The sequence below is a fragment of the Kitasatospora sp. NPDC054939 genome (assembly GCF_053610105.1).
Genome location: NZ_JBSGXP010000050.1, coordinates 24,338 through 50,854, shown reverse-complemented (window position 1 = coordinate 50,854; position 26,517 = coordinate 24,338). Strand labels below are relative to the sequence as shown.

Sequence of the window (26,517 nt, the reverse complement as noted above, 5' to 3'; positions counted from 1 at the left end):
GTCCGGTGGGGTACCGGACGGGGGCCGCGCGACGATCCGGGCGACGGGCCTCAGGTCACCGCGCCCCGGCGGCCGAAACGCTCGGCCCGCCACTCGCCGGTCTCCAGCACCTGCGCCAACTGCTGCGCCGCGTCCCAGACGTCGGTGTACGAGAGGTACAGCGGGGTGAAGCCGAAGCGCATCAGGTCGGGGGCGCGGAAGTCGCCGATCACCCCGCGCTCGATCAGCGCCTGCACCACCGGGTAGCCGTCCGCGTGCCGCAGCGCGACCTGGCTGCCGCGCCGGGCGTGCTCGCGCGGGGTCGCCACCTCGATGCCGTCCAGCCCCTCCACCAGGGAGATGAACAGGTCGGTCAGCGCCAGGCTCTTCGCCCGCACCGCCGCCAGGTCGACCCGCTCCCAGACGTCCAGCGAGGCGTCCAGCGCGGCCTGGCCGAGCAGCGACGGCGAGCTGGTGAGGAATCGGCCGATGCCCTCGGTGGCCGCGTACCCGGGCTCGAAGGCGAACGGGCGGGCGTGGCCGAACCAGCCGCTCAGCGGCTGCTCCGCCGCGGCGAGGTGCCGGCGGGCCGCGTACAGGAAGGCCGGCGAGCCGGGGCCGCCGTTGAGGTACTTGTAGGTGCAGCCGACCGCGAAGTCCGCGCCGCTCGCGCCCAGTTCGACCGGGAGCGCGCCCACCGCGTGGCAGACGTCCCAGATCATCAGCGCGCCCGCGGCCTGTACCCGGGCGGTGATGCCGGGCATGTCCAGCAGCTCGCCGGTGCGGTAGTCCACGTGCGAGAGGACGACCACGGCGGTGTCCGCGTCGAGGTGGGCGTCGAGCTCCTCGGGGGCGACCAGCACGCTGCGGGTGCCCTCGAACAGCCCGGTGACCCCCTCGGCGATGTACAGGTCGGTCGGGAAGGCCGCGCCGTCGCCGAGCACCGTGTGCCGGCCGGGGCGCAGCCGCAGGGCCGCCGCCAGCACCTTGAACAGGTTGACCGAGGTGGTGTCGCAGACCACGACCTCGTCCGGTCCGGCGCCGATCAGCGGGGCGATCCGGCGGCCCAGCCGGTACGGCTGCTCGAACCAGCCGGCGTCGTTCCAGCTGCGGATCAGCTCGCGGCCCCACTCGCCCTCGACCACCTCGCGCACCCGTTCGGGGGTGCGGGCGGGCAGGGCGCCCAGCGAGTTGCCGTCGAGGTAGACCACCCCGTCGGGCAGGGCGAACTCCTTGCGGAACGCCGCCAGCGGGTCGACGGCGTCCAGCGCCGCGCACTCCTCGCGCGTGATCACCGACATGCCCTCCTTGCTCGGGGTCGTGCCCGGGTCCCCGTCCGGGGCCCGGTGGTTCTCGGTCGTGCTCACAGTCCGTCCCGGACGGTCCACAGCTCGGGGAAGACGTCCTGCTCGGCGGACTTCCGCAGCCAGGTGAGGCCGCTGGAGCCGCCCGAGCCCGGCTTGGCGCCCATCGAGCGCTTGACCGCCGCCAGGTGCCGCTGGCGCCAGCGGGTCACCCGCTCGGCGACGTCCAGCAGGGCCTCGGCGAGCGGCTGCAGCCCGGCCAGCTCCGGTTCGGTGTACACCCGCCGCCAGGCCGCCTCGACCGCCGGGTCGGGCAGGTGCCGCTGCTCGGACGGCGCGTGCGGCACCGCCACGCCGCGGCGGTCGAGCAGCGCCAGCGCGTCGTCGTAGAGGCTGGCGGAGCGCAGTACCCCGGCGAGCTCCTCGCGGGTCTCGGGGACGTCCGCGTACATGTTCAGCAGGGCGCCGTTCTTGTTGCCCAGCAGGAACTCCAGGTGCAGGAACGCCGAGGACTGGAAGCCGGACGCCTCGCCGAAGACCGAGCGGAAGGCGTTGAACTCCTGCGGGGTCAGGGTGGCCAGCAGGTCCCAGGAGGAGACCAGCACGTCCTGGGCGTGCGTGCCGCGCCGCAGCGCCGCGAGGGCGCTGGGCAGGTCGTCCTCGCGCAGCGCGTGCTGGGCGAGCGTCCACTCGTGCTTCAGCAGGTCGAAGAGCAGCTCCATGACCTGCGTGGTGACGATGAACGACAGTTCGGCCGGCACCTTGCTGCGCGGGTGCTGCAGGCTGTGCAGGTCGTCCAGCCGCGCGTAGCGGGCGTAGGGGGTGCCGCGGTCCGGCTCCCCGCCGAGGCCGGGCTCCAGCCGACCGAACGACAGGTTGGGTGTTTCCACCGTGTCGTGACCCATCCCAGTTCCTCCTGACGACCCGGGCTCTCCCCGGGGGCCCCATTGTGCTTCCGGGGCGGCCCGGACTTGAATGGGCTCCGGGCACCGCAACGGGCTGCCCGCTTTCCATTCGCGAGGCGTTTCGTCGGATCGGCCTTACGATCGCCAGGCAGCCTCTCGTCCGCCCTCCTCCACCGACCCCGGGAGCCCGCCCATGGACGCCGTCGACCGACGCCTGCTCGCCGAGCTCCAGGCGGACGCCCGGCTCTCGTACAACGAACTCTCCCGCCGGGTCAGCCTCTCCGCACCCGCCGTCGCCGAACGGGTGCGCCGACTGGAGGCCGAGGGGGTGATCAGCGGCTACCACGCGCACGTCGACCCGAACCGCGCCGGGCTGCCGATCACCGCGCTGGTCCAGCTCCAGTGCTACGGCCCGCGCTGCGTGCTGCGCGACCCCGAGGTGGCGCACTGGCCGGAGGTGCTGCAGCTGCACCGGGTCACCGGCGGGGCCTGCTGCGTGCTGCTGGTGGCGGTGCCCGCGATGGCCGCCTTCGAGGCGCTGATCGACCGGCTCGGCAGCTACGGGCAGCCGGCCAGCTCGATGATCCTGTCCTCCCCGGTGCCCTGGCGCCCGGTCGTCGCGCCCTGACCCGCCCGCCCCGGGCGCCCGCCCACCCCCCCGGGGCGGGCTGGGCCCTGTCCGGCCTACTCGTGCGGTTCGGGCAGGTGCACGCCCAGCCCGGCCAGACCGTTCAGGAAGAGCTCCACGCCCACCGCCGCCAGCAGCAGGCCGAGCAGCCGCGACAGGACCTCCAGCGAGGTGCGGTGGGTGCGCTGCATCAGCGGGGCGAGCACGACCACGCAGACGTAGTTGATCGCCACCACCGCGAGGTAGGCGCCGGTCACGGTGGTGCGCCAGCCCCAGTCGTCCTTGGCGAGCGAGCCGATCAGCACCGCGGTGACGGCGAGCGGGCTGGCGATGTACGGCAGCATCAGCTCGCGGATGCCGTCGATCAAGGGGTTGCGCAGGTGCTCGCCCTCGTCGTCGCCGGCGCCCAGGTGGACGCCCAGGACGAGGGCGACCGCGTAGATGAAGAAGATCACCCCGCCCGCCAGCTCCAGCGACTGGTCGCTGATGTGGAAGAGCGAGGTGACGAAGTCCGCCGAGTACGCGAGCAGCACGCCGACCAGCGCGGCGATGAGCGTGCTCCAGGCCGCCAGCCGCCGCAGCTCGCGGGAGCTGCGGTCGCCCGCCAGCCGGGCGTAGGCCAGCAGGACCTTCGGCGGGCCGACGACGGCGAAGAACGCGATGAAGGCGCTGCTCAGGTTGAAGACGAACATGGACAAAGCATGCCGTGACGGACGCTCCGGGCCGGGCGCCGCGGCTCCGGGCGCCGTGTGTCGGCGGCCGCGCGGCCACGTTGCGGTGCCGTTCCCGGACGCTGCGACATTCGCCCGGATGGCGGTCCCGGGTCGAGTCCGCTCGTCCTTTCGGGTGCCATGGAGACCGGACGGTCGGATGCCATGGAGACCGGACGGAATCTCGCTGGAACGAGGATTCGACATGTGTCTGAACCGCAAGGATCTCGGCCTGCTGGCCCTGCGCAGCGCCGTCGGCGGTGTGCTCATCGCGCACGGCACCCAGAAGCTGTTCGGCTGGTTCGGCGGCAGCGGTCTGGACGGCACCGCGGAGGCGATGGAGCACATGGGCTTCCACCCGGGCCGGCAGAGCGCGCTGGCGGCCGGCCTCGGTGAGGCGGGCGGCGGCGCGATGCTGGTGGCCGGGCTGGCCACCCCGGCGGCCGGTGCGATGGTGGCCGGCACGATGGCGACCGCCGTGGCGGTGCACGCCCCCTCGGGCTTCTTCGCCATGGGCGGCGGCTACGAGTACCCGGCCTTCCTCGGTGCGACCGGTCTGGCGCTGGGCATCGCGGGTGCCGGCCGGTACTCGCTGGACCACCTGACCTGCCACGTCCTGGACCGGCCCTGGGTCGGCGCGGCGGCCTTCGTGGCGAGCGCGGCCTCGGCGTACGGGGTGGTGGCGCGGCGGCGGCACGTGGTGCGGCTGCGCGAGGAACGGGCCGCCGTGGAGGCGGACCGCGAGGAGGGCGCCGGGCTGTCCTAGGCCCGACCCCGGCCGCCGCGGATCACCCCGGCCTGCTCCGGCCGACCCCGGATCACCCGGATGCGCCACCCGTGCTGCGGGCCGGGCCGGGGACTCGCAGGGTGGGCGGGAGGTGCGCCGGGCAGCCCGGCCCAGGGCAGAAACGAGGACGCGATGGACCGCCACCAGCCCCGTCGGACGACCACTCCGCCGCGGACGGGAGCCCCCGTCCGTACGACCGTGCGGGACACCGCCGCCCCGGTGGTGCGCCGACCGCGCCGGGCCGTGGCGGGCGCCCTGGCGGCGGTGGCGCTCGGGGCGGCGGCCCTGGCCGGCTGCTCGTCGGACGGCTCGCCGAGCAGTCCGGCGGCCACCTCCGCCGCCTCGGCCGTCCAGTCGGCCCTGCAGTCGGGGCTCTCGGCCGCGGCCTCCGCCGCCGCCTCGGCGGTGCAGTCCGCGGCGGGCGGGCTCTCCTCGGCGGCGGCCTCGGCGCAGGCGGCGGCCTCCTCGGCGATCGCGGGCATCAAGGGCGGGCTGGACGCCAAGGGCGATGTGACGCTCGGTCCGGTCGCCGCCGCGTCGGACGGGCGGCTGGAGGTCCCGCTGACCGTCAACAACCAGCAGCAGCAGGCCAATCGCTACACGGTCCAGGTCAACTTCACCGACCAGTCCGGGAACCTCCTGGACGCGGTCGTGGTGAACGTGCCGGACGTCCCGGCGGGCCAGAGTGCGCAGGCCACGGCGCGCAGCAACCGGGAGTTGAGCGGCGACGTGAAGGCGGTCGTGGCGAACGCGGTGCGCTACTGAGCCGCGGGTCGCGGCTGTTCGGGCGGGGGAGTACGAACCTTAAGGGCGGCTCAAGCCTCACCATCACCCCTTGACGGCGATGTTGGTCTAGTCCATTTTAATCCCCAGGTGCAGGGAGCCCCTGGACCGGCGTCAGCGGTCTCGACCGCTGGCGCCGGTTCGGCCCATCCCGGTGTCCGTCAAGGCATGTAGCCGCTCTGTTCTCCTCCCCCTTGTTCTGTCATGCCCCGGTCGTACGGCCCCACCCCGTGCGAGCCCACCCGGAGCGGGCGGAGTCCCCCACAACCCGGAGTCATGCACCCCATGCTGCGTTCTGTTCCCGCGGCGGCCCGGCAGCCCGCCCGCCGGCGGCGCCCGAAGAGCCTGGCCGCGCTCGCGGCCGGCACGGCCGCCTCCCTGCTGCTCGGCGCCGGTCTCGCGCTCACCAACGGTGCGGCCGCCAACGCCGCCGTCACCAACTCCACCGGTGCCCCGGCCACCAGCGGTGGCATCAAGGTCGCCTACTTCGACCAGTGGTCGATCTACGGCAACGCCTACTACCCGAAGACGATCCAGGACACCGGCGTGGCCGGGAAGCTGGACTACCTGATCTACTCCTTCGCCAACATCCACCCCACCGACCTGACCTGCTTCCAGGCCACCAAGGCCGCGAACCAGGACGACAACAACCCCAACGCGGGTGACGGTGCGGGCGACGCGTTCGCCGACTACCAGAAGAGCTTCGGCCCGGACACCTCGGTCGACGGCGTCGGCGACGTCTGGGGCCAGCCCATGGCGGGCAACTTCAACCAGCTGAAGAAGCTGAAGGCGAAGAACCCGAACCTCAAGGTGCTGATCTCGATCGGCGGCTGGACCTACTCCAAGTTCTTCTCCGCGGCGGCGGCCAATGACGCCTCCCGCAAGAAGCTGGTCTCGTCCTGCATCGACATGTTCATCAAGGGCAACCTCCCGGTCGACGCCGGGTACGGCGGCCCGGGCGCGGCGGCCGGCGTCTTCGACGGCATCGACATCGACTGGGAGTACCCGGGCGGCGGCGGCCACGCCGGCAACCTGGAGAGCCCGAACGACAAGCAGAACTTCACCCTGCTGCTCAAGGAGCTGCGCGAGCAGCTCGACGCCCAGGGCAGGGCCGACGGCAAGACCTACGCCACCGCGGCGGCGGTCGGCGCCGGCCAGGACAAGATCCGCAACGTCGAGACCGACAAGATCGGCCAGTACCTGACGTTCCTGGACATCATGACGTACGACATGCACGGTGCCTGGGACGCCAAGGGTCCGACGAACCACCAGGCCCCGATCTACTCCGGCCCGAACGACCCGATGACCCCGGCCAAGCCGGGCAACGGCAAGTACTCGGTCGACGCCGCGATCAAGGCCTACACCGCGGGCGACGCGGAGTACGGCATCCCCGGCGGCTTCCCCGCCAAGAAGATCAACATCGGCGTCCCCTTCTACTACCGCGGCTGGACCGGCGTCGCCGACAACGGCAAGCACGGCCTCTTCCAGCCCGCCACCGGCCCGGCCGCCGGTGCCGCGATGTCCGGCAACGTGCCCGGCATCCAGATGTACAAGGAGCTCGCGGGCTTCGTCGACAACCCGTCGAAGACCTACTGGGACGAGGCGGCGCAGACCTCGTACTTCTACGACGGCACCACCTTCTGGTCCGGTGAGGACGCCCGCTCGATCCAGGCCAAGCTGGACTACGCCCACTGCAACGGCCTCGGCGGATCCTTCGCCTTCTCGCTGTACGACCTGGGGACGAAGACCGCGCTGTTCGACACGATGGTGGAGGCCACCAACGGCTCCGCCGCGTCCTGCCCGGCCGCGCCGAACCCGACCCAGACCCCGACCGCGACCCCGACGGTGACCCCGAGCCCCACGGCCACCGCCACCGCGACCGCGACGGCCACCGCGACGGCGACCCCCACCGCGACGGCGACCCCCACCGCCACCGCGACGGCCACCGCCGGCTGCCCGGCCGCGCCGAGCTGGAACTCCGGCACCGTGTACGCGGCCCCGACCAAGGTCTCCTGGAAGGGCCGCTACTACACCAACAAGTGGTGGACGACGGGCGAGGACCCCTCCACCACCGGCCAGTGGGGCGTCTGGACCGACAACGGCCCCTGCTGACGCACCCCTGAGCGGTTGAGGGCCTGACGGACCCTCGGCACCGAACCCGAGCGGCCCCGGACGAGCACGGATCTCGTCCGGGGCCGTTCGTCATGCCCGGGGTCAGACCTTGGTGTAGGTGACGGTCACGGTGTTGCCGGCGGTGCTGGCCAGCAGGTTGATGCCACCCTTGCGGGCGAGGACGCCGCCCGCGTCGGAGTTGGTGTCGTACCCGGCGGCCTTGAGGGCCTTCGCGTACTCGGCGGAGGCGCTCGCGCCGTTGGAGGTCTCGTAGACCAGGACGTAGGCCCCCGGGACGCCGGTGACCGAGGTGAGCTTGCCGTTGGGCAACGGGAGGTCCGAGGGCAGGTCGGACGGCTTGGTGGTACCGGTCGTGACGCCCGGCACCCCGGGGATGCTGGGCATGCCCGGCAGGCTCGGTACCACGGGGACGCTGGGCATCCCGGGGACGCTGGGAACACCGGGCAGGCTGGGGACACCGGGCAGGCTGGGCACCCCGGAGGTGTTCGGTACGCCGGGGATGCTCGGCGCCGGCGGGGCGGCCGGGGTGGTGGCCGCGGCGCCGGTCTTGTCGTCGTTGGTGCAGGCGGTGAGGCCCAGCCCGCCCACGAGCACGGCGGCGAGCAGGGCGGAGGTGCGCTTGAGCAACATGTGACGGCCAATCATGCGACGTGTTTCAGTGGTGTACTGACGCCAAGCAAGTTGTCATACGAGCACTGAAATGCCAACAGTTCGTCGGCGGTCGCATGCGTGCGCCCGGCGGAAGTCGGCCGGGCGCGGCCCGCGTCAGTCCAGGTCGTCGGTGCGCCCGAGGGCGTCCGGCTGGGTGCCCTCGATCCGGCGCAGCATCCGGGCGAGCATCCCGGACAGCACCGAGCGCTCCTCGGCGGCGAGGTCCTGGAGCAGCTCCTCCTCGAAGACCGCGGCCATCCGCATCGACTCCAGCCACTTGTCGCGGCCGTTCTCGGTCAGCTCGATGATCACGCGGACCCGGTTGGCCTCGTCGCGCTCCCGGGTGACCAGGTCCTCGGCGACCATCCGGTCGATCCGGTGGGTCATCGCGGCGGGGGTGAGGCCGAGCCGCTTGGCCAGCTCGCCCGGGCCCAGCCGGTACGGGCTGCCCGCGACGACCAGGGCCTTCAGCACCTCCCACTCGGCGGAGGTGATTCCCAGCACAGTGAGCTGGCGCCCGTAGGCGACGCCCATCCGCCGCGCGACCCGGGAGAGGGTCTGCACGATCGTCTCCACCTGGGGGTCCACGGTCGGGAATTCCCGCTGGTAGACGGCCACCTGCTCGGCGACTCCCAGCTCGCCGGGGGTGGCCGGCCGCTGCTTCGGTGCGCTCGGTTCCGGCTTCTCTGCGGTCATGCGCACCAGTGTCGCACGAGGGGTGCACCTCTTAAGCCTTTGACTCCGCAATCTTCCAGTGCTAAGACTTTAGGGTCAAAGTTTAGCTCTGAAATCTTCGGGCCTTAAGAGTATCCAGCTCAAGAGTGCCCGCGAACACTCACGAAGGGGTGTGCACGGTGACCGGCACGGTGAAGCAGCAGAGGCAGCAGCGTCACGGGGCGGGCGGCCCGCTGCGCCGCGTCCAGATCGGCAATGCGCTCAGCGCGTTCGGCAGCGGGTTCACGATGCCGTACATGTTCGTGTACGTGGACCAGGTGCGGGGCCTGGGCTCGCTCGCCGCCGGGATGGTGTTCACCGTCTTCGCGCTGGCCGCGCTCGCCGTCCTGCCGTTCACCGGCCGGGGCATCGACCGCTACGGCCCGCGCCCGGTGCTGCTCGCCGGCGCCGGCCTGGCCGCCGTCGGCGCGTTCGCCTTCGGCCAGGCCGCCGGCACCCCGGCCCTGCTGGTCTCCTCGTTCCTCTTCGGCGCGGGCGTCACCACCTGCCAGCCGGCGCTCGCCACCATGATCGTCCGCTGCTCCACCGCCGCCACCCGGGCGCACGCCTTCGCCCTGCAGTTCACCCTGGTCAACCTGGGCATGGGCATCGGCGCGCTGGTCGGCGGCCAGATCGTGGACGTCGCCGACCCGGCCAGCCTCACCCGGCTGTTCACCATCGAGGCGCTGACCTTCCTGGGCCTGGCCCTGGTCACCGGCACCGCCCGGATCCCGAACGCCGCGCCGGTCCTGGTGCAGCAGAAGGCCGACGGCCCGAACGGCCTGCGCGCCCTGGTCGCCGACAAGGCGATGCTGCGGCTCAGCCTGCTCGCCGGCCTGATCTTCTTCACCTGCTACGGCCAGTTCGAGTCCGGCGTCGCGGCCTTCGCCACCGACACCGTCGGCACCGCGCCCTCCACCCTGGGCCTGGCGATCGGCGCCAACGCGGTGACCATCGTGGTGCTGCAGATGTTCATGGTCCGGATCACCGCCCGCCGCCGGCGCACCACCGCGATGGCCGCCGCCGGCGTGGTCTGGCTCGGCGCCTGGACCATGGCCCTGGTCGCCGGACTCGTCCGCGGCGAGGCACTGGCCGCCACGGTCGCGATCGTCTCGATCTACGCCCTGTTCGGCGTCGGCGAGTCGCTGCTCGCCCCGACCCTGGGCCCGATCGTCGCCGACCTCGCCCCGGCCCGCCTGCTCGGCACCTACAACGCCGGCTACGCCCTGGTGAAGCAGATCGCCGTCGCGGTCGGCCCCGCCGTCGGCGTGCTGCTGGTCGGCTCCGGCACCTGGCCGCTCTACCTGGCGGCGATGGCCGGCTGCACCGTGCTGATCGTCGTCCTGGCGGTCCGGCTGCGCGCCCACCTGACGCCGGCCCAGGACAACGTCCGTACCGCCACGGTCCGCCCGCTGCCCGCCGTCCGGGAGCTGCAGACCGCCGCCTGACCGGCCCGCCCGTCGCGCTTGGTTTCGCGTCAGGCACGTCATAGTGTCGGTCGGCGGCGCCCGGACCGGGCGACCGGACCAGCGGCGGAACGACGAGGCACATGACGCAGGCGCAAGTCACGCAGCACCCGGCCCCACCGGCCCCACCGGCCCCCGCAGCCCCCGTCAGGGAGGCCCTGCGGGGGCCGGTGTCCTGGGCCGCCGCCCGGTCCGGCTGGCTCGGGCCGATCGCCGTCGCGCTCTTCGCCGGACTGCTGCGCTTCTGGGACCTCGGACACCCCGACGCCTTCGTCTTCGACGAGACGTACTACCCCAAGGACGCCTGGTCGCTGCTCAAGCAGGGGTACGAGGGCAGCTGGCCGGACAGCGCCAACCGCGACATCCTGGCCGACCCCCAGGTCGTCCCGCTGGGCCCCGCGCCCTCCTTCGTCGCCCACCCGCCGCTCGGCAAATGGGTGATCGCGGTGGGCGAGCAGCTGTTCGGTCTGCACCCGTTCGGCTGGCGCTCCATGACCGCCCTGCTCGGCACCCTCAGCGTGCTGATGCTGGCCCGGATCGGCCGCCGGCTCCTCGGCTCCACCCTGCTCGGCTGCACCGCCGCCCTGCTGATGTCCGTCGACGGCCTGCACCTGGTGATGAGCCGGACCGGCCTGCTCGACGGCGTCCAGATGTTCTTCGTCCTCGCCGCCTTCGGCAGCCTGCTGCTCGACCGCGACCGCACCCGGGCCCGCCTCGCCGCCGTCCGGCCCGACCACGGCGGCGACACCGTCCGGCTCGGATGGCGCCCCTGGCGGATCGCCGCCGGACTGCTGCTCGGCGCCGCCTGCGCGGTCAAGTGGAACGGCGCCACGGTGCTCGCCGCGTTCGGCCTGCTCACCGTCCTGTGGGACCAGTCCGGACGGCGCTGGGCGGGTGCCCGCCGCCCCTGGCGCTCGATGCTGCGCCGCGACGCCGTCCCCGCCCTGCTCGCCATGGTCGGCACCGCCCTGGTCGTCTACGTCGGCTCCTGGGCCGGCTGGCTCGCCACCACCGGCGGCTACGACCGCCAGTGGGCCGACGGCCGCTCCGGCTTCGGGCCCGCCCCGCTGCGCAGCCTCTGGCACTACCACGCACAGATGTGGGAGTTCAACACCGGTCTGTCCACCCCGCACACCTACCAGTCCAACCCGTTCAGCTGGCTGGTCCAGGGCCGCCCGGTCTCCATGTACTGGGAGCAGGTCCCGCAGGGGCAGCAGGGCTGCACCGCCCCCGGCGGCTGCGCGGCGCAGATCCTGGGCCTCGGCACCCCGCTGCTCTGGTGGGCCGCCTGCTTCGCCCTGGTCTACCTGCTGTGGTGCTGGTTCTTCCGCCGCGACTGGCGCTCCGGCGCGGTGCTCTGCGCCGTCGCCGGGATCTACCTGCCGTGGTTCCAGTACCAGGAGCGCACCGTCTTCTCCTTCTACATGGTGGTGCTCGTCCCCTTCCTCTGCCTGGCCGTCGCCCAGATGCTCGGCGCGATGCTCGGCCCCCCCGACTGCACCCCGCTGCGCCGCCGGGTCGGCGCGGCCGGCGCCGGGCTCGTCGTCCTCGCGGTCATGGGCTGCTTCCTCTTCTACTACCCGCTGTACACGGCGGAGGTGATCCCGATGTCGGAGTGGCAGGACCGCATGTGGTTCACCAGCTGGATCTGACCCGTGCGCCTCGCCGCGGCCGACCAGCTGCTGCCCGTCGGCCCGCTGCTCGGCGCGGTCACCGCCGTGCTGCTGGCGGCCGCCGCGGCCGTCGCCGGACTGGGCCTGCTCGGCCACGGCCGCGCCGTCCTGCGGGCCGGAGTACGGGCGGTGGTGCAGCTCGCCGCCGTCGCCCTGGTGATCACCTGGGTGGTCGACTCGCTCGGGCTCTCGGTGCTGTTCGTGCTGCTGATGTTCGCCGTCGCGGTCCGCACCGCCGGGCGTCGGATGACCCCGGGGCCCGGCTGGGCCTGGGCCGCCGCCCCGATCGGCGCGGGCGTGCTGCCCGTCCTGGCCCTGCTGCTCGCCGTACGGCTGCTGCCGCTCGACGGGCTGTCCCTGATCCCGGTGGCCGGGATCCTGATCGGCGGCGCGCTCACCGCGACCTCGCTGGCCGGCCGCCGCGCCCTGGACGAGCTGCGCCAGCGGCACGGCGAGGTGGAGGCCGCCCTCGCCCTCGGCTTCGAGGAGCGCGACGCCCGGCTGGAGATCTGCCGCACCGCCGCCGCCACCTCGCTCGTCCCCGCCCTCGACCAGACCCGGACGGTCGGCCTGGTCACCCTGCCCGGCGCCTTCGTCGGCATGCTGCTCGGCGGCGCCTCCCCGGTGGAGGCCGGCGCGGTGCAGCTGTTCGTCCTGGTCGGGCTGCTGGCCGTGGAGGCCGTGGCGGTCGTCGTGGTGCTGGAGCTGGTCGGCCGGGGCCTGGTCACGGCCGGGCCGGATCCGGCGATCGGGTAGGCTGGCACCTGTTGAAGGGGAGTAGCCCTCCACCGGACCGTCGACATACTGGCCCCCACGGGCCCGGCGCCCGGGGCACCGCGTCCGCGCAGGTGCCGGCGAGACCTTCGGCCGCAGTGCTGTGAACCATGACCAGTGCTGTCGGGCCGAGGCGTCCCCTGACGGAGTTGCGCACCCGGTCCGGCGGCCCGACCCGAGGACCGTAACCCCTGATGAGCCTGACCGTCGCCGCGATCACCTTCGGCATCGTCTTCCTGGCCGAGCTCCCGGACAAGACCGCCCTGGCCAGCCTGATGCTCGGCGCCCGCTACCGCGCCTCCTACGTCTTCGCCGGCATCGCCGCCGCCTTCGCGGTGCAGGTGGCCATCGCCCTGCTGGCCGGCCAGCTGCTCTCCCTGCTGCCGCAGCGCTGGGTGGAGGGCGTCACCGGCGTGCTGTTCCTGGCGGGCGCGGCGATGCTGCTCCTCCACGGCGGCGGCGACGAGGAGGACGGGCACGCCGCCAAGGAGCCGTCCTCGGGCAGCTTCTGGAAGGTCGCCGGCGCCAGCTTCGTGGTCGTCGCGGTGGCCGAGTTCGGCGACCTCACCCAGATCGTGACCGCCAACCTGGCCGCCACGTACGCCGATCCGCTGGCCGTCGGCCTGGGCGCCTGGCTGGCGCTCTGCTCGGTCGCCGGGATCGCGATCCTCGGCGGGCAGAAGCTGCTGAAGCACGTGCCGATGAAGGTGGTCATCCGGGTCGCCGCGGGCGTGATGGTGCTGATGGCCGGGTTCAGCATCTTCCAGGCCGTCACTGGCTGACCGGGCGACGGGATCCGGGCGGCGGGTGGCGCGGGGCACGGGGCGGGCGGTGGGTGGCGGGCGAGCGGGTGCCCGCGGCCTCAGCAGCCGGTGCGCTTGTCCAGGGCGGCCTTGGTGTTGGGGCCGAAGACACCCCGCTTGTCGCCCTGGACCCCCTGCATCCGCTGGAAGTAGCTGACCGCGTCCTCGGTGTCCCCGTCGAAGCTGCCGCTCTCCGGGACGTACATCCAGCACATCACCACGCCGAGCTTCTGCTGCATCGCCAGCACGTCGTCGCCGGTCATCCCGTACTTCAGCACCCGCACGGTGGGCGCCGGAGCGGGGGTCGTGGTGGTGGCGGACGGCGTCGGAGTGGCCGCCGGGGCCGGCGCCGCCGGGGTGGTCGCCTCGGGGGGCGCGGTGGCCGGGGTGCTCGCCGGTGTCGACGCCGACCTGGTCGCGGTCGGGCTCGGCCTGGCCGTCCGGGTCGGCGAGGGACTCGCCGTCGGGGTGGCCGACGGCTCCGCACTCGGGCTCGGCGGCGCCGCGGTGGTCGGGTCGGCCGGCGCCGGAGCCAGGGTGACCGACGGGGCGGGCTGCGCCCTGCGGTCGTCGTCCGACCCGGACGGGGTCACCGCGTAGGCCAGGCCGACGGTCGCCGCCAGCAGGCCGCTGCCGATCGCCGCCACCAGGCCCTTGCGCCGGGCGAGCGGGTGCTGACCGGCCGTCCGCCGCGCGGCCCGGCCACCGCCGGGCGCGGTGTCGGCCGCCGCGTCGAACGGGAAGAAGCCGAGCTCCTCGCCGCCCCGGGGCTCCTGGGGCCCGTGCGGGTCGTGAAGGTCGTGCGGGGCCGGGTGGTCGTGGAGGTCGCCGGTGTCGTGGAGGTCGTGGAGGTTGCGGGGGTCGTGCGGGTACGGGGTGTACCCGGCACCCGGTATGCCCTCTGCACCCGGCGTACCCGGCGTACCCGGGGCGCCGTACGGCGGCTGCGGGGGCGGGCCGGGGCGGTAGGGCGGCAGCACGGTGGTGGCGTGGGCGTGGGCGTCGGCCTGCGGTGCGGGGGCGCCGTACGGGGCGGCGGGCGCCGTCGGCGGCGCGAGCCGGGTGGCGAACGGGTCCGGTGCCACCGGGCCGGGCACCGGCGCGGGCGCCACCCCGGCCATCGGTCCGGGCGCCTGTCCCGGCATCGGTCCGGCCGCCGGCGGGGGCGCGACCTGCCCGAGCGCCTGCGGCACGTACGGACGCACCAGCGGCGGTCCCCCGACGTGCGGCAGGACGGCCGTTTCCTCAAGACCCGGATCCGGGAGGCACCGGCACCCGGCGGAGCGTGCGGTGCCGCACGTCGGGCAGTGCTGGTCCGGCATCGGCCGGTCCTCCTCGGTTTCCTTGGTACCCACACGGGGGTCCCGGGGTGCGAACGCGCCTGATTATGCAGCACGTTTCCCCGGGGCAGACAGGGGCGTCCGACCGCGCCCGGGGGTGTTGTGCCGGTTGGTGGTGGTTGGCACTTGATGAACGGTCGGTGTCACCGGAATGCCTCCCGAACGGCGGCCCGCCTTACGTTCGGCGCAATCGAAAGCCGCATACTTGGGCATTTCTGACAGCATGGTGAGCCGGGAGTGACCACCGCACGGAACCCCGGCCGGCCCGGGCCCGACACCTCACGGAGACGCCATGACGGATCCGACGGCCGAGCCCGATCGCAGCCCGGCGTCCGGATCGGGTCCGGCGTCCGCTTCGGGTCCGGGGCCCGGAGCGGGGCCGCCGGAGGTCACCGCCCCCAACCTGTGGGTGCCGATCGGCGCGCTGCTGCTGGCGATGCTGCTCGCCGCCCTCGACCAGACCATCGTCTCCACCGCGCTGCCCACCATCGTCGGCGACCTCGGCGGCCTGGAGCACCTGTCCTGGGTCGTCACCGCCTACCTGCTGGCGTCCACCGCCGCCACCCCGCTCTGGGGCAAGCTCGGCGACATGTACGGCCGGAAGCGCTTCTTCCAGGCCTCCGTCGTGATCTTCCTGCTCGGCTCGGTGCTCTGCGGCATCGCCCAGAACATGGGCGAGCTGATCGCCTTTCGCGCTCTCCAGGGCCTGGGCGGCGGCGGCCTGATGGTGCTCTCCCAGGCCATCGTCGGGGACCTGGTGTCGCCCCGGGACCGCGGGAAGTACCAGGGCGTCTTCGGTGCCGTCTTCGGCGTCACCAGCGTGCTCGGGCCGCTCCTCGGCGGCGTCTTCGTCGACAACCTCAGCTGGCGCTGGGTCTTCTACATCAACCTGCCGATCGGCGTGGTCGCACTCGCCGCGATCGCCGTCGCGCTGCACACCACCGAGGTCAAGCGCCGGCACCGGATCGACTACCCCGGCACCCTGCTGATCGCCGCGGTGGCGACCTGCCTGGTGCTCATGACCTCGCTCGGCGGCACCACCTGGGCCTGGGGCTCCTGGCAGATCGTCGGCCTCGGCGTACTGGGCGCGGTGCTGCTGGTCGCCTTCGTCCTGGTGGAGCGCGTCGCCGCGGAGCCCGTCCTGCCGCTGCAGCTGTTCCGCTCACGGACCTTCAGCCTGGTCTCGGCCATCTCCTTCGTCGTCGGCTTCGCGATGTTCGGCGCGCTCACCTTCCTGCCGACCTTCCTCCAGGTCGTCATGGAGGTCTCGCCGACGATGTCCGGCCTCCACATGCTGCCGATGGTGCTCGGCATGCTGGTCACCTCCATCGGCTCCGGCCAGATCGTCGCCCGCACCGGGCACTACCGGATCTTCCCGATCCTCGGCACCGCCGTCACCGCGCTCGGCCTCTGGCTGCTCTCGCTCATGGACGAGCACACCGGCACCACCGTGACGAGCCTCTCCTTCCTGGTCTTCGGCCTCGGGCTGGGCCTGGTGATGCAGGTGCTGGTGCTGATCGTCCAGAACTCCGTCGGCTACCAGGACCTCGGCGTCGCCACCGCCGGCGCCACCTTCTTCCGCTCCATCGGCGCCTCCTTCGGCGTCTCGGTCTTCGGCACCGTCTTCGCCTCCGGCCTGGAGGACCGCCTCCCCGGGGCCCTGAGCGGCCTGCCGCTGCCCCCGGGCTTCGACCCGGCGAGCATCACCGCCGACCCGAGTGCCGTCGCCGCGCTCCCCGAGGCCGTCCAGGAGGCCGTCCACCACGCCTACTCCGAGTCGATCACCCAGGTCTTCCTGTACGCCGTGCCGGTGGCGGTCGCCGCGTTCGTCCTCTCCCTGTTCCTGCGCGAGCAGAAGCTGCGCTCCACCGTCACCGCCCCCGACCTGAGCGAGTCGATCGGCGTCAACCCGGTCGAGCGCTCCTCGCTGGACGAGATCGCCCGCGCCCTGTCCGTCCTGAGCAGCCGGGAGGCCCGCCGGGACCTCTTCCGGCGGATCACCGAGGCCGCCGGCCTCGACCTGAAACCCGCCTCCAGCTGGCTGCTGCTCCAGATCCACCATCAGGGCTCGGTCGAACCCGCCGAACTGGCCGAGCGCCGGATCGTCCCGTTCGCCGTCATCGACGAGGCCGCCCGCGAGGTCGAGGGCCGGGGCCTCGCCCTGCGCAGCGGCGGCCTGCCGCTGCGGCTGACCGAACCCGGCGAGGCCGCCGCGCTGCGCCTGGTCGCCGCCCGCCGGGCCCAGCTCGCGGACCTGCTGGGCGACTGGGACGAGAAGCAGTACGCCGACCTCGCCGACCTGCTGAACCGGCTCAGCTCCGCGCTCTGCTCCGACGAGCGCGACCGCCCGGACCGGACCGGCCCGGAGCACGTCCGGCACGGCGAGGGGCGGCCGTTCTAGGCCGGCGGACTGTCCCGGACCGGGCCTCGGGCTTGTTCGGGCCGGTCGCAGGGCGGCGCCGACCCGTCAGGCGCCGCTGAGCCAGCGCGGGGTGTCGAGGCGGAACAACTCGCCGGGTGCGACGGTGCGCAGGTCCTGTTCCAGGGCGCGCAACCGGTCCTCGCCGAGGACACCCGCCCAGCGGGCGCGCAGCGCGTCGAAGACCCGGGCCGACCGGTCCAGGGCGTCGAGGCTGCGGTCGGTGAGCCGGACCACCTTGCGCCGGGCATCGGCCGGGTCGGCGCCGCGGGCGACGTAGCCGAGCTGTTCGAGGTGGTCGACGGTCTTGCCGGCGGCCTGCTTGGAGACGCCCAGGCGGCGGCCCAGCTCGACGGCGGTGGTGCCGTCGGGCCCGATCGCCTGAAGGACGAAGCCGTGCATCGGACGCAGGTCCGGGTGGCCCTGGCGGGCGAGTTCCGCGTGCAACTCGTCGATGAGGGTGCGGAAGCCCAGAAGGAGCAGCAGCGGCAGTTCGTAGCCGGGCGGGGCGGATTCGCTTGACACGATAGACAACCTCGTTGACTATATGGACAACCAGGTTGACCATTCTAGGGGGGAACCGCATGACCGACACCCGTACCGCCGACGTCCTTGCCGCCGCCGTCGTCGTCCGCAGCAACGAGACCCGTCGCACCGAGACGCCCAACGGCGTCATGACCACCCTCGCCTCGCCCACCCAGGGCGGCGCGGCCAGCGCCCTGTGGCGGGTCGAGATGGCGCCGGACCGGCAGGGACCGCTGCACGCCTTCGACGTCGAGCTGCTCTGGACCTTCCTGGCCGGCGGCGCGTCCGTCGAACTCGGGGAGGAGACCGTCACCGTGGCGGCCGGCGACACCCTCGTCCTGCCCGCCGGCCTGCCGCGCCGCCTCACCACCGGCCCCGCCGCCGGCTTCACCGCCGTCGTCACCGCGCCCGCCGGAGCCCTGGCGAGCCGCCCCGACCAGCCCGCGGCCGATCCCGTCCTCCCGGCGTGGATCGCCTGACCCGCGGCCCGTTCCGGGCGTCGGCTGTAGCAGACTGCTGCCGACAGCAGTGAGGCCGGCGCCCGGGCCGGGGGCCGGCGGACGAGGAGGTACCGGATGTCCGTGGTGAAGATCAATGTGCTGACCGTTCCGGCCGAGCAGCGCGAGGTGCTGGAGAAGCGGTTCGCCGCCCGGGCCGGGGCGGTCGAGAACTCGGACGGCTTCGAGTGGTTCGAGCTGCTGCGCCCGGTCGAGGGCACCGATCAGTACCTCGTCTACACCCGCTGGCGCAGCGAGGCGGACTTCGCGGCCTGGATGGAGGGCCCCATGCAGGCCGCCCACCGCCAGGGCCCGCCGGCCGCCGAGGGCGAGGCCCCCAAGCGTCCCGCCGCCACCGGCTCCACCCTGTGGTCCTTCGAGGTCGTCCAGTCGGCCGGTCCGAAGGGCTGAGCGGGCTCCGGAGCGGACGGCACGAAGGCGGCGCACCCTGGTCGGGGTGCGCCGCCTTCGGCGTGTTCGTGGGTCAGCCGGGGGTCAGCCGCGGAACAGGTTGCGGCCGACGTCCGAGGGCACGATGTCGCGGACCGGGGTGCTGTTGTCGTCGGGGATCCGGGCGCCCGGGATCGGCACCACCGTGTCGCGGTGCAGCAGGACGGCCCCGTCCTCGGCCCACACCTGCCGGTAGCCGTGGGCGAGCAGCAGCGCGATCCGGTCGACCTGCTGCTGGTCCGTGTGGAACGGGAAGGCCCGGTAGTTCGAGCGGATCAGCACGTACTCCCGGCCGCGCGGCACCTCGTCCACCAGGACGACGTCCGTCCGGGAGACCAGCCGGGGCACCGCCTGGTTGTCCGCCTCCACCTGCACGCCGTCCGGGACCTGCTCGGCCCCGCGGGCGAGCGCCGCGCCGCTGACCGTCGGCTGCCACTTGTGGGGGGTGAGCAGGCCCACCCCGCCGAGCAGGACGCTGATCACCAGCGACCCGCCCACGACCGCGAGGCCCGCCCTGCGCGCGGTGCGCCGCCACCGGTCGGAGGCGTGCAGCCGGCCCAGGGTCTCCAGGGCGGCGGTCAGCAGCACCGGCCAGATGAAGGCGTCGTAGTGGTGTGCGATCGACCAGTGGTTGGGGTTGTCGGAGAGGATCCGCTCGGCGAGCAGCGGGACGGCGCAGAGCGTCGTCGCCGAGCGCAGCGGCAGCAGGAGCAGGGTGCCGAACAGCCAGAGCAGCAGCATCGGCTTCAGCGCCGCGTTCGAGGCCGCGCCGACGAGCAGGGTCGGGTCGCCGAGGAGGTTGGTGAGCGCCGTCTTGGCGTCCGGCCCGATCGGCCCGTAGTTCCAGTAGTAGTTCGGCTGCCCGCCCATCCCCGGGATCAGCCAGACGATCGCGATCACCGCGGCCAGCGGACCGCCCACCAGGAACCCGGTGCCGTACGCCAGCCCGCGCCGGTCGCCCGAGCGCCGGCTGCGCAGCAGCAGCACCAGGCCGTACGCGCCGACCAGCAGGCCGAGGTCCTCCTTGGTGGCGCACAGCAGCAGGGCGGCGACGGCGACGGTGCCGTAGCGGCGGGCGAGGCCGCGCTCCAGCAGCAGCAGCGTCAGCGGGACGGCGAACGCCACCTCGTGGAAGCCGCCCTTGGCGGCGATGAGGAGCGGCCAGCCCAGCCCGTACACCAGGGCGGCGAGGTCGGCGACGCGGCGGACGAGGCGGTCGTGCGCCGGGTCCGGGGCGTCCTCGGCGTCGTCGCCCGCCTCCGGGGCGGTGCCGGCGGATGTGGTGCCCGCGGCCGGGCGCCGGAAGCTGTACACCGCGATCCGCCGGATCAGCGGGACGCCGGCGGCGAACAGCAGCGCCTGGCCGATGATCAGGCTGCGGGGGTCCTCCCAGATCCAGTACAGCGGCGCGAGGGCCGCCAGGATCGGGGAGAAGTGGTCGCCCAGCAGCGAGAACCCGGGCGGGAACTCGTGGTGGTAGCTCTTCACCGTCGAGATCGGCAGGCCGAAGTGCGCGTAGCCCGCCACGCCCTGGTGGAAGATCCCGAGGTCGAAGCCGCCGAGCTGGAGCGCCGACCACTGCTGGAACCCGACGGCCGCCGCCACCGCGAAGCACAGCAGCGTCAGGGCGGCGGTCCGGCGGGCGGGCAGCACGGTCCGGAGCGCGGACGGACGGGCGGTCCGCGGCAGCAGTGCGCGGGCCGTACGGGTGGACGGGCGGAGCCCGGTGTCGACTGTCACGAGATCCCTGGCTGGTCGGGGGCTGGGGCGTCCGGCGCGGCCGGGCTTGTCGGGCGTGGCCGACCCGGACGAAGCCGGCCCGCGGACGGGGTCCGGGCCGGCTCTCGGCCTCTAGTTTCGCTCATGTTCACGGCGCCGCTGTCGCCCCGCCCCCCGGGGAGCGGTGCAGCAGGGTGATCCCGTGGTCCGCCCGGACCACCCGGTAGCCGTCCCGCCGGGCGGCCGCGACCTCCTGCCGCTCGCGGTCGGGCGCCAGTGGCCAGCCCATCGGCGCGCCCTCGTCCACCACGATCCACTCGGCCGACCAGGCCTGGGGCCAGCCGAACTCGATGACCTCGCAGCGGGCGGTCAGTTGGGGCACCAGACGGTTCGAGGCGGCGACCCGGGCGTCGTCCGGGATCTCGGCGAGGACCGATCTGGCGGCCTCGATCCGGTCGGAGGAGGCCCAGAAGCCCGGGGTGAAGGCCCGGCTGAACGCGAAGCCCGGCAGCAGGACCACGGTGACGGCGAGGCTGACCGGCAGCGCCGCCCGCACCGCCCGCCGGGGCAGCACCCCGGGCGTCGACCGGGCCCGCGCCAGGACGTCGACGAACGCGGCGAACACGACGGGCATCAGCGCCGCGCTGTAGTGGTAGTTGGTGCCCCAGTACGAAGGGTTGTCGGAGAGCAGCCGCCAGGCGAGGGTCGGCAGCGCGAGCAGCATCAGCGGCGAACGCACGGCCAGCAGCATGGTCGGGGCGAGCAGAAGCAGGACCGTCCGGACCTTCTCGCCCGGGGTGACCAGGTCGAGCGGCAGGGTCAGCAGGTTGCGCCCCTCGGAGCCGCCGCCGAGGTTGTCCCAGTAGGCGAAGCTGCCGCCCGGGCTCATCGCGGGGAGGAACACCAGCAGCTCCAGCGCGCAGGCGAGCACGCCGAAGCCGATCGCGGCCAGGCCGAGCCTGCGGCCGCCCTGCCAGAGGATGTACGCGCCGACCGCCGCGACGGTCAGCCCGAGGTCCTCCTTCACCAGGACGAGCGGCGCCGCCCAGGCGAAGCCGGCCACCCAGCGGCGCTCGCCGAGCGCCACGGCCGAGAACGCGAGCAGCGGCACCGCGAAGCCGATCTCGTGGAAGTCGAAGCCGAGCGCGGATGCGAGCCCCCAGGACAGCCCGTAACCGAGGCCCGTCACCACCGCGGCGAACACCCCGAGCCGGTGCAGCGCCCACCGGCTGATCGGGACGGCGGCGACCGCCAGCAGGGCGGCCTGGGCCAGCAGGAGGGTCGTGGCGGAGGGCCGGATCCAGTACAGGGGGGCGAGGGCGGCCAGGATCGGCGAGAAGTGGTCGCCGAGCAGGTTGAACCCGCTGCCCTTGAGTTCCACGACCGGCCCGCGGGCCTCGGCGTAGCCGCGGACGGCCTGCTCGAAGATCCCCAGGTCGTACCCGCTGGTCACCAACTGGTCGTGACGGCGGATCGAGAACAGTGCGTAGGCCAGGAAGAGGGCCAGGGCGAGCACCCACGGGAGGAATCGCATCCGCCGATCGGCGGGGTCGGTTATGCCGGCATTGCCGGATGGCTCGTCGGCATCCACTCCCTGCTGGAAGAACGATGCGAGTGTGCTGATTGTCACGTGGCGCCCCCGCCGATTCGGCTTTGAACAGCCTGCGCCGCCGATTCTTGTTCGGTGCTCACGGAGGGCGGGCCGGTTCAGCCGGGGGCGAACGAGTGGCGGGCGATGCGGTGCTGCACGCTCCGTTTGCCGTGCCCGCCGGCTGCTCGGCGCGTGGTGTCGACCTGCCTACGGCCTTCCGGATTTCGGTCGGTCGGTCGATGGCGAACCCGTGCAGAGGAATTCGACGGGCGGATTCCTGCCGGGGAATGTCCGACATCGTCCGGCCGTCCGGGATTCACCGGTCGGAGGTATCGGGGCCGGGTGCCGTTTCCGTACCGGATTTCCGGATCGGCCGCACCGGACGCGCCGGGGGTCGGAACTCGACGGGCGCGGCGAAGGCAGCCCGGCGGGTCGCCCGGCGCAGGGCCCGCAGCACCGGGGTGCCCAGGGTCAGGCAGAGTACGGCGGTGAGCACCGCCCGCGGCAGGTCCCAGCCGAGCGAGGTCGCCAGACAGTACGCGGCGAAGCGGGCCAGGTTCTCGGCGACCGGATCACCCGGCACGAAGGACACCGAGCTGGAGAGCCCGGCGATGTACGGCCAGCCCTGGAGGTTCATCACCGTCCCGTACACGACCGACGCCAGCGCCCCGTACCCCGCGAGCAGCAGCAGCTCACGGCGTCCGCGCAGGCCGGCCGAACCCGGGAGCAGCCCCGTGCCCAGGCAGACCCAGCCCATGGCGAGCATCTGGAACGGCAGCCACGGGCCGACCCCGCCCGTGAGCAGCGCGGACGCGAACATCGACAAGGCGCCCAGGACGAACCCGAAACCCGGCCCGAGCACCCGCCCGGCCAGCACCATCAGGAAGAACATCGGCTCCAACCCGGCCGTCCCCGCGCCGAGCGGACGCAGCGCCGCCCCCGCCGCGGCCAGCACCCCGAGCAGGGCCACCGCCTTGGCGTCCAGGCCCGGTGTGGCCGGCCCACCGCCGACCCCCGCACGCCCCTCGGAGATCTGGGCGACCACCACCGCCAGCAGCAGGGGCAACAGGAGCGCGAACAGCCAGGGTGCGTCCTCGGCATGCCCGACCAGGGCCGACTCGGTCGAGGCGAGCAGCGGCCAGCCGAATGCGACCACGCCCACCGCGGAGATCAGGGCGAGCACGGCGATCGAACGCCGGCCCAGGGGGACGGGCCGGTTGAGCGGTGACCTGCTGAGCGGTGACGTGCGGACGGGTGATGTGCCGAGGGGCGATGTGCGGACGGGCGGCGCGTCGAGGGGGGACGGGCGGTGCGGGGGCGTCGGTGTCTTCACGGGGCCTCGTCGGGGGTGAGTGCCTGCTCGACCTGGTGGACGGTGAGCCAGGGGGACGGCGCGAGGATCTTGGCGACCTGCGGGGCGAACGCGGGGGAGGAGACCACCACGTCGGCCGTCGGCCCGTCCGCGACGATCTCGCCCTCGGCCAGGATCACCGTGCGGTCGGCGAGTTCGGCGGCGAGTTCGACGTCATGGGTGGCGAGCAGCACCGCATGCCCGTCGTCGGCGAGCGCGGTCAGGATCTCGGCCAGGCGGGCCTTGGCGGCGTAGTCCAGACCCCGGGTGGGCTCGTCGAGCAGGAGCAGCGGCGGGCGTGCGGACAGGACGACCGCCAGGGCCAGGCTCAACCGCTGCCCCTCCGACAGGTCGCGGGGATGGGCGGAGTCGGCGATCCCCGGCAGCAGCCGTTCCACCAGCGCCCGGCAGGTGCCCGGTTCGGCGCCGGCGTCCGCATCGGCGTTGGCGCATTCGGCGGCCACACTCTCCCCGTACAGCAGGTCGCGCGGATCCTGCGGGACGAGGCCGACGCGGCGGATCAGCTCGGCGGGGCGGGTGCGGTGCGGGGCGACAGCGGCTGCGGTGCCCTTCGGGGTGCGGTTCGGGTTGCTGCTCGCGGTGCGGTTCGGGGCGTTGCTCGTGGTGCCGTTGGGGGTGCTGCTCGCGGTGCTGCTCGTGGTGCTGCTCGGGGCGGCGATGCGGATGCTGCCTGCGGCGGGCGCGTGCAGGCCGACCAGGCTGCCGAGCAGGGTCGACTTGCCGGCCCCGTTGCGGCCCATCAGGGCGGTGATCCCGTGGGGGTGGAGGGTGAGGTCGAGGCCGCGCACCGCCGGGACGGGCCCACGCCGCACCTCCAGCCGCTCGACGACGGCAACGGGCTGCCGCACGCCGTCCTCGTGGCCGCGGGTACGGCCGACGGGCCGCCGGCCGTCCAGGCGGGTCCGCAACGGGCCCGCCTTGCGACGGGCGTCGCGCACCGACAACGGCAGCGGGTCCCAGCCGACCGCCCGGCCCAGCCCCACCACCGGCGGGTACACGGGCGACTGTGCCATCACCTCCGCCGGTTCGCCCAGCACCGGCGGCTCGCCGGCACCGGGCAGCAACAGGACCTGGTCCGCGTACTGGACGACCCGTTCCAGGCGGTGCTCGGCCATCAGCACCGTCGTCCCGAGGTCGTGCACCAGCCGCTGCAGGACGGCGAGCACCTCCTCCGCCGCGCCCGGGTCGAGCGCCGAGGTCGGCTCGTCCAGGACCAGCACGCGCGGGTGCACGGTCAGGACCGAACCGATCGCCACCCGCTGCTGCTGCCCGCCGGAGAGCGAGGTGAGTGCGCGGTCGCGCAGGTCGGCGAGCCCGAGCAGATCGAGCGTCTCCTCGACCCGGCGCCGCATCACGTCCGACGGCAGCCCCAACGACTCCATGCCGTAGGCGAGTTCGTCCTCGACCGTGTCGGTGACGAAGTGCGCGAGCGGATCCTGGCCCACCGTGCCCACCAGATCGGCGAGTTCGCGCGGACGGTGGTGGCGGGTGTCACGTCCGTCGACGGTCACCCGGCCGTGCAGCACCCCGCCGGTGAAGTGCGGCACCAGCCCGCTGACCGTACCGAGGAGCGTCGACTTGCCGGAGCCGGACGGGCCGACCAGCAGGCAGAGTTCGCCCTCGGGGACGGTCAGGTCGACGGCGGACAGCGCGGGCGCCTCGGCGTCGGCGTACTGGACGGAGACCTGCTCGAAGGTGATCACGCGTGCCTCCGGTGGGGGGTGTCGGACCTGCTGCGGGTGCCGCGGGCGGTGGGGGCGGGCCGGTGTTGGGCGGTGGGGCTCTGGGCGGTGGGGGCGGGTCGGTGTTGGGCGGTGGAGCCTTTGGCGGTGCGGGCGGTGGGGCTTTCGGTGCTCCGGCTCCGGGTGCTCGTTCCAGTCCGGGTCGGTGGCTCCGGGGTCGCGAACGCCGGTACCAGGCCCACGAGTACGGCGAGTACCGCGGCGAGCGGCAGTTCGGGTGCGCTCGGCGGGACAACGGTCGGAGCGAACGGCACCGGGTCGACGGCCGAGAAGCAGATCATCAGCGCCGCGGTGGCGACGCCCGACCCGGCCGTCAGCCACTCGGGCAGCGCCCACGGGTCCGGGCGATAACGGGACCGGACGGAACGCCGGCTGCCGAGCGCAAGTCCGCCGACGGCCGCGGCCAGGCCCAACAGCAGGACGGGCAGTGCCCAGCCCGCGCCGCCCGCCGTCAGCAGTCCGTACGCCGCCAGGCAGATGCCGAGCAGTCCGGTGAGCGTGAGCACGGCGGTGGCCCGGGCGAGGCGACGCGGCACCTCGGCGGTGCGCCCGAACCCCCGGGTGTCCATCGACGCGGCCAGCGCCACCGAGCGCTCCAACGCGCCCTCCAGCACGGGCAGTCCGACGCTCAGCACCGCCGCAATGCCGCGGTCGCTGCGCCCGCGCAACCGGCGCGCCGCCCGCAGCCGCTGGACATCGGCCACCAGGTTCGGCGCGAAGGTCATCGCCACGACGACGGCCACGCCCGCCTCGTACAGCGCGCCGGGCAGTGAACGCAGCAGCCTCGACGGGCTGGCCAGCGCGTTCGCCGCACCCACGCAGATCAGCAGCGTCGCCAGGCGCAGCCCGTCGTACAGCGCGGCGAGCATGCCCTCGACCGTCACCCGCCCGCCGATCCGCACCCCCTGGGCCCAGTCCGGCAGCGGCACCTCGGGAAGCGTGACGACGACGTGCGTCCCCGGCACCGGCGAACCCAGCAGCACCGCGAACACCAGCCGGATTCCGAGCACCAGCAACCCCAGCCGCAGGAACGCCCCGTACGACCGCGACCACGGCGCATCCCCGCGCCGGGCGGCGACGACGTAGCCGGCGACGGCGACCAGCAGCAGGAGCAGCAGCGGGTTGGTCGTCCGGGTCGCCGCCGTGCCCAGGCCGAGCGCCCACAGCCACCACGCCCCGGGGTGCAACGCGCGTGGCCCGCCGGCGGGGCGGGTGCGGGTGCGGGGGTGGGTACGGGCGCGGGTGGGTGAGCCCTTGGACAGGTCGGCGGCGGGCTTGTCGCCGGGATGGGGCGGGGGTGCGGGTGTGGGCGTGGGCGGGGGCGTGGACGAAGGCGGCGGGGTCACGGTGAGGGGTCCTGGGTGGTCCTGGGTGGCGGGTCCGGGGCTGCTCGGCGGGGTGTCGTTCGGGGGTGGTGGCTGGTGGGGGCGGTTTGGTGGGTGCGGCTTGGCGGGTGCTGTTCGGCGGGGCGTGCGCAGGAAGTCGGCGGGTCCGACTTCCGGCGCGCGGTCGTGGGGTGGGGATGTAGACCGGTCTGCATAATCATCTGGGA

The 26,517-nt window shown here is 73.7% G+C and carries 23 protein-coding genes; 11 read left to right on the top strand and 12 right to left on the bottom strand.

Features of this window, described 5'->3' with window-relative positions:
* Positions 1–50: 50 nt before the first annotated feature.
* Together kynU and ACWGB8_RS16740 are read right to left on the bottom strand one after the other, a co-directional pair.
* On the bottom strand, positions 51–1,280 hold the full coding sequence (kynU, locus tag ACWGB8_RS16745) for a kynureninase (RefSeq protein WP_452214227.1): 1,230 nt from the start codon (positions 1,278–1,280) through the stop codon (positions 51–53).
* Between the two features lie 62 nt (positions 1,281–1,342).
* Positions 1,343–2,188, bottom strand: coding sequence for a tryptophan 2,3-dioxygenase (locus ACWGB8_RS16740; protein ID WP_452214223.1), 846 nt, complete (start codon positions 2,186–2,188; stop codon positions 1,343–1,345).
* 193 nt (positions 2,189–2,381) lie between these two features.
* Here ACWGB8_RS16740 and ACWGB8_RS16735 point away from each other — a divergent pair, with 193 nt between their 5' ends.
* Positions 2,382–2,816 (top strand): Lrp/AsnC family transcriptional regulator, encoded by a 435-nt coding sequence (locus tag ACWGB8_RS16735; protein ID WP_452214222.1) that lies wholly within the window; start codon positions 2,382–2,384, stop codon positions 2,814–2,816.
* Positions 2,817–2,872: 56 nt separating this feature from the next.
* Here ACWGB8_RS16735 and ACWGB8_RS16730 read toward each other — a convergent pair whose 3' ends face one another.
* A complete protein-coding gene (locus ACWGB8_RS16730) occupies positions 2,873–3,508 on the bottom strand; it encodes a MarC family protein (protein ID WP_452214221.1) in 636 nt (211 codons plus the stop codon).
* A gap of 223 nt (positions 3,509–3,731) precedes the next feature.
* Between ACWGB8_RS16730 and ACWGB8_RS16725 the strand changes: the two genes are divergently transcribed.
* The 3 genes from ACWGB8_RS16725 (at position 3,732) to ACWGB8_RS16715 (ending at position 7,208) form a co-directional block, all read left to right on the top strand.
* Complete coding sequence (locus ACWGB8_RS16725) at positions 3,732–4,292, top strand: DoxX family protein (RefSeq protein WP_452214220.1); 561 nt, start codon at positions 3,732–3,734, stop codon at positions 4,290–4,292.
* Positions 4,293–4,445: 153 nt separating this feature from the next.
* Positions 4,446–5,078, top strand: coding sequence for an FxLYD domain-containing protein (locus ACWGB8_RS16720; protein ID WP_452214219.1), 633 nt, complete (start codon positions 4,446–4,448; stop codon positions 5,076–5,078).
* Positions 5,079–5,381: 303 nt separating this feature from the next.
* Positions 5,382–7,208: a glycosyl hydrolase family 18 protein gene (locus tag ACWGB8_RS16715; RefSeq protein ID WP_452214218.1), complete on the top strand. Its 1,827-nt coding sequence runs from the start codon at positions 5,382–5,384 to the stop codon at positions 7,206–7,208.
* Between the two features lie 102 nt (positions 7,209–7,310).
* Here the strand turns inward: ACWGB8_RS16715 and ACWGB8_RS16710 are convergent, their stop codons facing one another.
* Both ACWGB8_RS16710 and ACWGB8_RS16705 read right to left on the bottom strand, forming a co-directional pair.
* Positions 7,311–7,859, bottom strand: a complete 549-nt coding sequence (locus ACWGB8_RS16710; RefSeq protein ID WP_452214217.1) for a hypothetical protein — start codon at positions 7,857–7,859, stop codon at positions 7,311–7,313.
* 135 nt (positions 7,860–7,994) lie between these two features.
* Positions 7,995–8,576: a MarR family winged helix-turn-helix transcriptional regulator gene (locus tag ACWGB8_RS16705; RefSeq protein ID WP_452214216.1), complete on the bottom strand. Its 582-nt coding sequence runs from the start codon at positions 8,574–8,576 to the stop codon at positions 7,995–7,997.
* A 170-nt stretch (positions 8,577–8,746) separates the two neighbouring features.
* On the opposite strand from ACWGB8_RS16705, the gene ACWGB8_RS16700 reads away from it, so the two are divergent.
* The 4 genes from ACWGB8_RS16700 (at position 8,747) to ACWGB8_RS16685 (ending at position 13,289) form a co-directional block, all read left to right on the top strand.
* On the top strand, positions 8,747–10,042 hold the full coding sequence (locus tag ACWGB8_RS16700; RefSeq protein ID WP_452214215.1) for an MFS transporter: 1,296 nt from the start codon (positions 8,747–8,749) through the stop codon (positions 10,040–10,042).
* A 101-nt stretch (positions 10,043–10,143) separates the two neighbouring features.
* Positions 10,144–11,712 (top strand): dolichyl-phosphate-mannose--protein mannosyltransferase, encoded by a 1,569-nt coding sequence (locus tag ACWGB8_RS16695; protein WP_452214214.1) that lies wholly within the window; start codon positions 10,144–10,146, stop codon positions 11,710–11,712.
* Positions 11,713–11,715: 3 nt separating this feature from the next.
* Positions 11,716–12,489 (top strand): ABC transporter permease, encoded by a 774-nt coding sequence (locus tag ACWGB8_RS16690; RefSeq protein ID WP_452214213.1) that lies wholly within the window; start codon positions 11,716–11,718, stop codon positions 12,487–12,489.
* 209 nt (positions 12,490–12,698) lie between these two features.
* Positions 12,699–13,289 (top strand): TMEM165/GDT1 family protein, encoded by a 591-nt coding sequence (locus ACWGB8_RS16685; protein ID WP_452214226.1) that lies wholly within the window; start codon positions 12,699–12,701, stop codon positions 13,287–13,289.
* 80 nt (positions 13,290–13,369) lie between these two features.
* On the opposite strand, the gene ACWGB8_RS16680 is transcribed toward ACWGB8_RS16685, so the two are convergent.
* Complete coding sequence (locus tag ACWGB8_RS16680) at positions 13,370–14,515, bottom strand: peptidoglycan-binding protein (RefSeq protein ID WP_452214212.1); 1,146 nt, start codon at positions 14,513–14,515, stop codon at positions 13,370–13,372.
* Positions 14,516–14,942: 427 nt separating this feature from the next.
* Between ACWGB8_RS16680 and ACWGB8_RS16675 the strand changes: the two genes are divergently transcribed.
* The gene (locus ACWGB8_RS16675) at positions 14,943–17,051 is read left to right on the top strand and encodes a DHA2 family efflux MFS transporter permease subunit (protein ID WP_452214211.1); all 2,109 of its coding nucleotides are present in this window, start codon (positions 14,943–14,945) and stop codon (positions 17,049–17,051) included.
* Positions 17,052–17,117: 66 nt separating this feature from the next.
* Here the strand turns inward: ACWGB8_RS16675 and ACWGB8_RS16670 are convergent, their stop codons facing one another.
* Positions 17,118–17,594 carry a MarR family winged helix-turn-helix transcriptional regulator gene (locus tag ACWGB8_RS16670; protein WP_452214210.1) on the bottom strand — a complete coding sequence of 159 codons (477 nt, stop codon included), beginning with the start codon at positions 17,592–17,594 and terminating at the stop codon, positions 17,118–17,120.
* A gap of 59 nt (positions 17,595–17,653) precedes the next feature.
* Between ACWGB8_RS16670 and ACWGB8_RS16665 the strand changes: the two genes are divergently transcribed.
* Positions 17,654–18,073, top strand: coding sequence for a cupin domain-containing protein (locus ACWGB8_RS16665; RefSeq protein ID WP_452214209.1), 420 nt, complete (start codon positions 17,654–17,656; stop codon positions 18,071–18,073).
* A 96-nt stretch (positions 18,074–18,169) separates the two neighbouring features.
* Positions 18,170–18,502 carry an antibiotic biosynthesis monooxygenase family protein gene (locus ACWGB8_RS16660; RefSeq protein ID WP_452214208.1) on the top strand — a complete coding sequence of 111 codons (333 nt, stop codon included), beginning with the start codon at positions 18,170–18,172 and terminating at the stop codon, positions 18,500–18,502.
* A gap of 84 nt (positions 18,503–18,586) precedes the next feature.
* Here ACWGB8_RS16660 and ACWGB8_RS16655 read toward each other — a convergent pair whose 3' ends face one another.
* The 5 genes from ACWGB8_RS16655 to ACWGB8_RS16635 all read right to left on the bottom strand — a co-directional run bounded on the left by ACWGB8_RS16655 (position 18,587) and on the right by ACWGB8_RS16635 (position 26,152).
* Entirely contained in the window at positions 18,587–20,281 is a 1,695-nt protein-coding gene (locus ACWGB8_RS16655; RefSeq protein WP_452214207.1) for a DUF2079 domain-containing protein, read from the bottom strand.
* Positions 20,282–20,408: 127 nt separating this feature from the next.
* The gene (locus tag ACWGB8_RS16650; RefSeq protein ID WP_452214206.1) at positions 20,409–21,794 is read right to left on the bottom strand and encodes a DUF2079 domain-containing protein; all 1,386 of its coding nucleotides are present in this window, start codon (positions 21,792–21,794) and stop codon (positions 20,409–20,411) included.
* 373 nt (positions 21,795–22,167) lie between these two features.
* Positions 22,168–23,055 carry an ECF transporter S component gene (locus ACWGB8_RS16645; protein WP_452214225.1) on the bottom strand — a complete coding sequence of 296 codons (888 nt, stop codon included), beginning with the start codon at positions 23,053–23,055 and terminating at the stop codon, positions 22,168–22,170.
* 125 nt (positions 23,056–23,180) lie between these two features.
* Positions 23,181–24,926, bottom strand: a complete 1,746-nt coding sequence (locus ACWGB8_RS16640) for an ABC transporter ATP-binding protein (protein WP_452214205.1) — start codon at positions 24,924–24,926, stop codon at positions 23,181–23,183.
* The gene (locus ACWGB8_RS16635; RefSeq protein WP_452214224.1) at positions 24,923–26,152 is read right to left on the bottom strand and encodes an energy-coupling factor transporter transmembrane protein EcfT; all 1,230 of its coding nucleotides are present in this window, start codon (positions 26,150–26,152) and stop codon (positions 24,923–24,925) included. Before ACWGB8_RS16635 ends, ACWGB8_RS16640 begins: the two co-directional genes overlap by 4 nt.
* Positions 26,153–26,517 lie beyond the last annotated feature (365 nt).

Excerpts from the sequence above, each read along its gene's own strand:
- kynU (WP_452214227.1), bottom strand. The coding sequence starts at position 1,280 with ATGTCGGTGATCACGCGCGAGGAGTGCGCGGCGCTGGACGCCGTCGAC.
- ACWGB8_RS16740 (WP_452214223.1), bottom strand. The coding sequence starts at position 2,188 with ATGGGTCACGACACGGTGGAAACACCCAACCTGTCGTTCGGTCGGCTG.
- ACWGB8_RS16735 (WP_452214222.1), top strand. The coding sequence starts at position 2,382 with ATGGACGCCGTCGACCGACGCCTGCTCGCCGAGCTCCAGGCGGACGCC.
- ACWGB8_RS16730 (WP_452214221.1), bottom strand. The coding sequence starts at position 3,508 with ATGTTCGTCTTCAACCTGAGCAGCGCCTTCATCGCGTTCTTCGCCGTC.
- ACWGB8_RS16725 (WP_452214220.1), top strand. The coding sequence starts at position 3,732 with ATGTGTCTGAACCGCAAGGATCTCGGCCTGCTGGCCCTGCGCAGCGCC.
- ACWGB8_RS16720 (WP_452214219.1), top strand. The coding sequence starts at position 4,446 with ATGGACCGCCACCAGCCCCGTCGGACGACCACTCCGCCGCGGACGGGA.
- ACWGB8_RS16715 (WP_452214218.1), top strand. The coding sequence starts at position 5,382 with ATGCTGCGTTCTGTTCCCGCGGCGGCCCGGCAGCCCGCCCGCCGGCGG.
- ACWGB8_RS16710 (WP_452214217.1), bottom strand. The coding sequence starts at position 7,859 with ATGTTGCTCAAGCGCACCTCCGCCCTGCTCGCCGCCGTGCTCGTGGGC.
- ACWGB8_RS16705 (WP_452214216.1), bottom strand. The coding sequence starts at position 8,576 with ATGACCGCAGAGAAGCCGGAACCGAGCGCACCGAAGCAGCGGCCGGCC.
- ACWGB8_RS16695 (WP_452214214.1), top strand. The coding sequence starts at position 10,144 with ATGACGCAGGCGCAAGTCACGCAGCACCCGGCCCCACCGGCCCCACCG.
- ACWGB8_RS16675 (WP_452214211.1), top strand. The coding sequence starts at position 14,943 with ATGACGGATCCGACGGCCGAGCCCGATCGCAGCCCGGCGTCCGGATCG.
- ACWGB8_RS16665 (WP_452214209.1), top strand. The coding sequence starts at position 17,654 with ATGACCGACACCCGTACCGCCGACGTCCTTGCCGCCGCCGTCGTCGTC.
- ACWGB8_RS16660 (WP_452214208.1), top strand. The coding sequence starts at position 18,170 with ATGTCCGTGGTGAAGATCAATGTGCTGACCGTTCCGGCCGAGCAGCGC.
- ACWGB8_RS16650 (WP_452214206.1), bottom strand. The coding sequence starts at position 21,794 with ATGCGATTCCTCCCGTGGGTGCTCGCCCTGGCCCTCTTCCTGGCCTAC.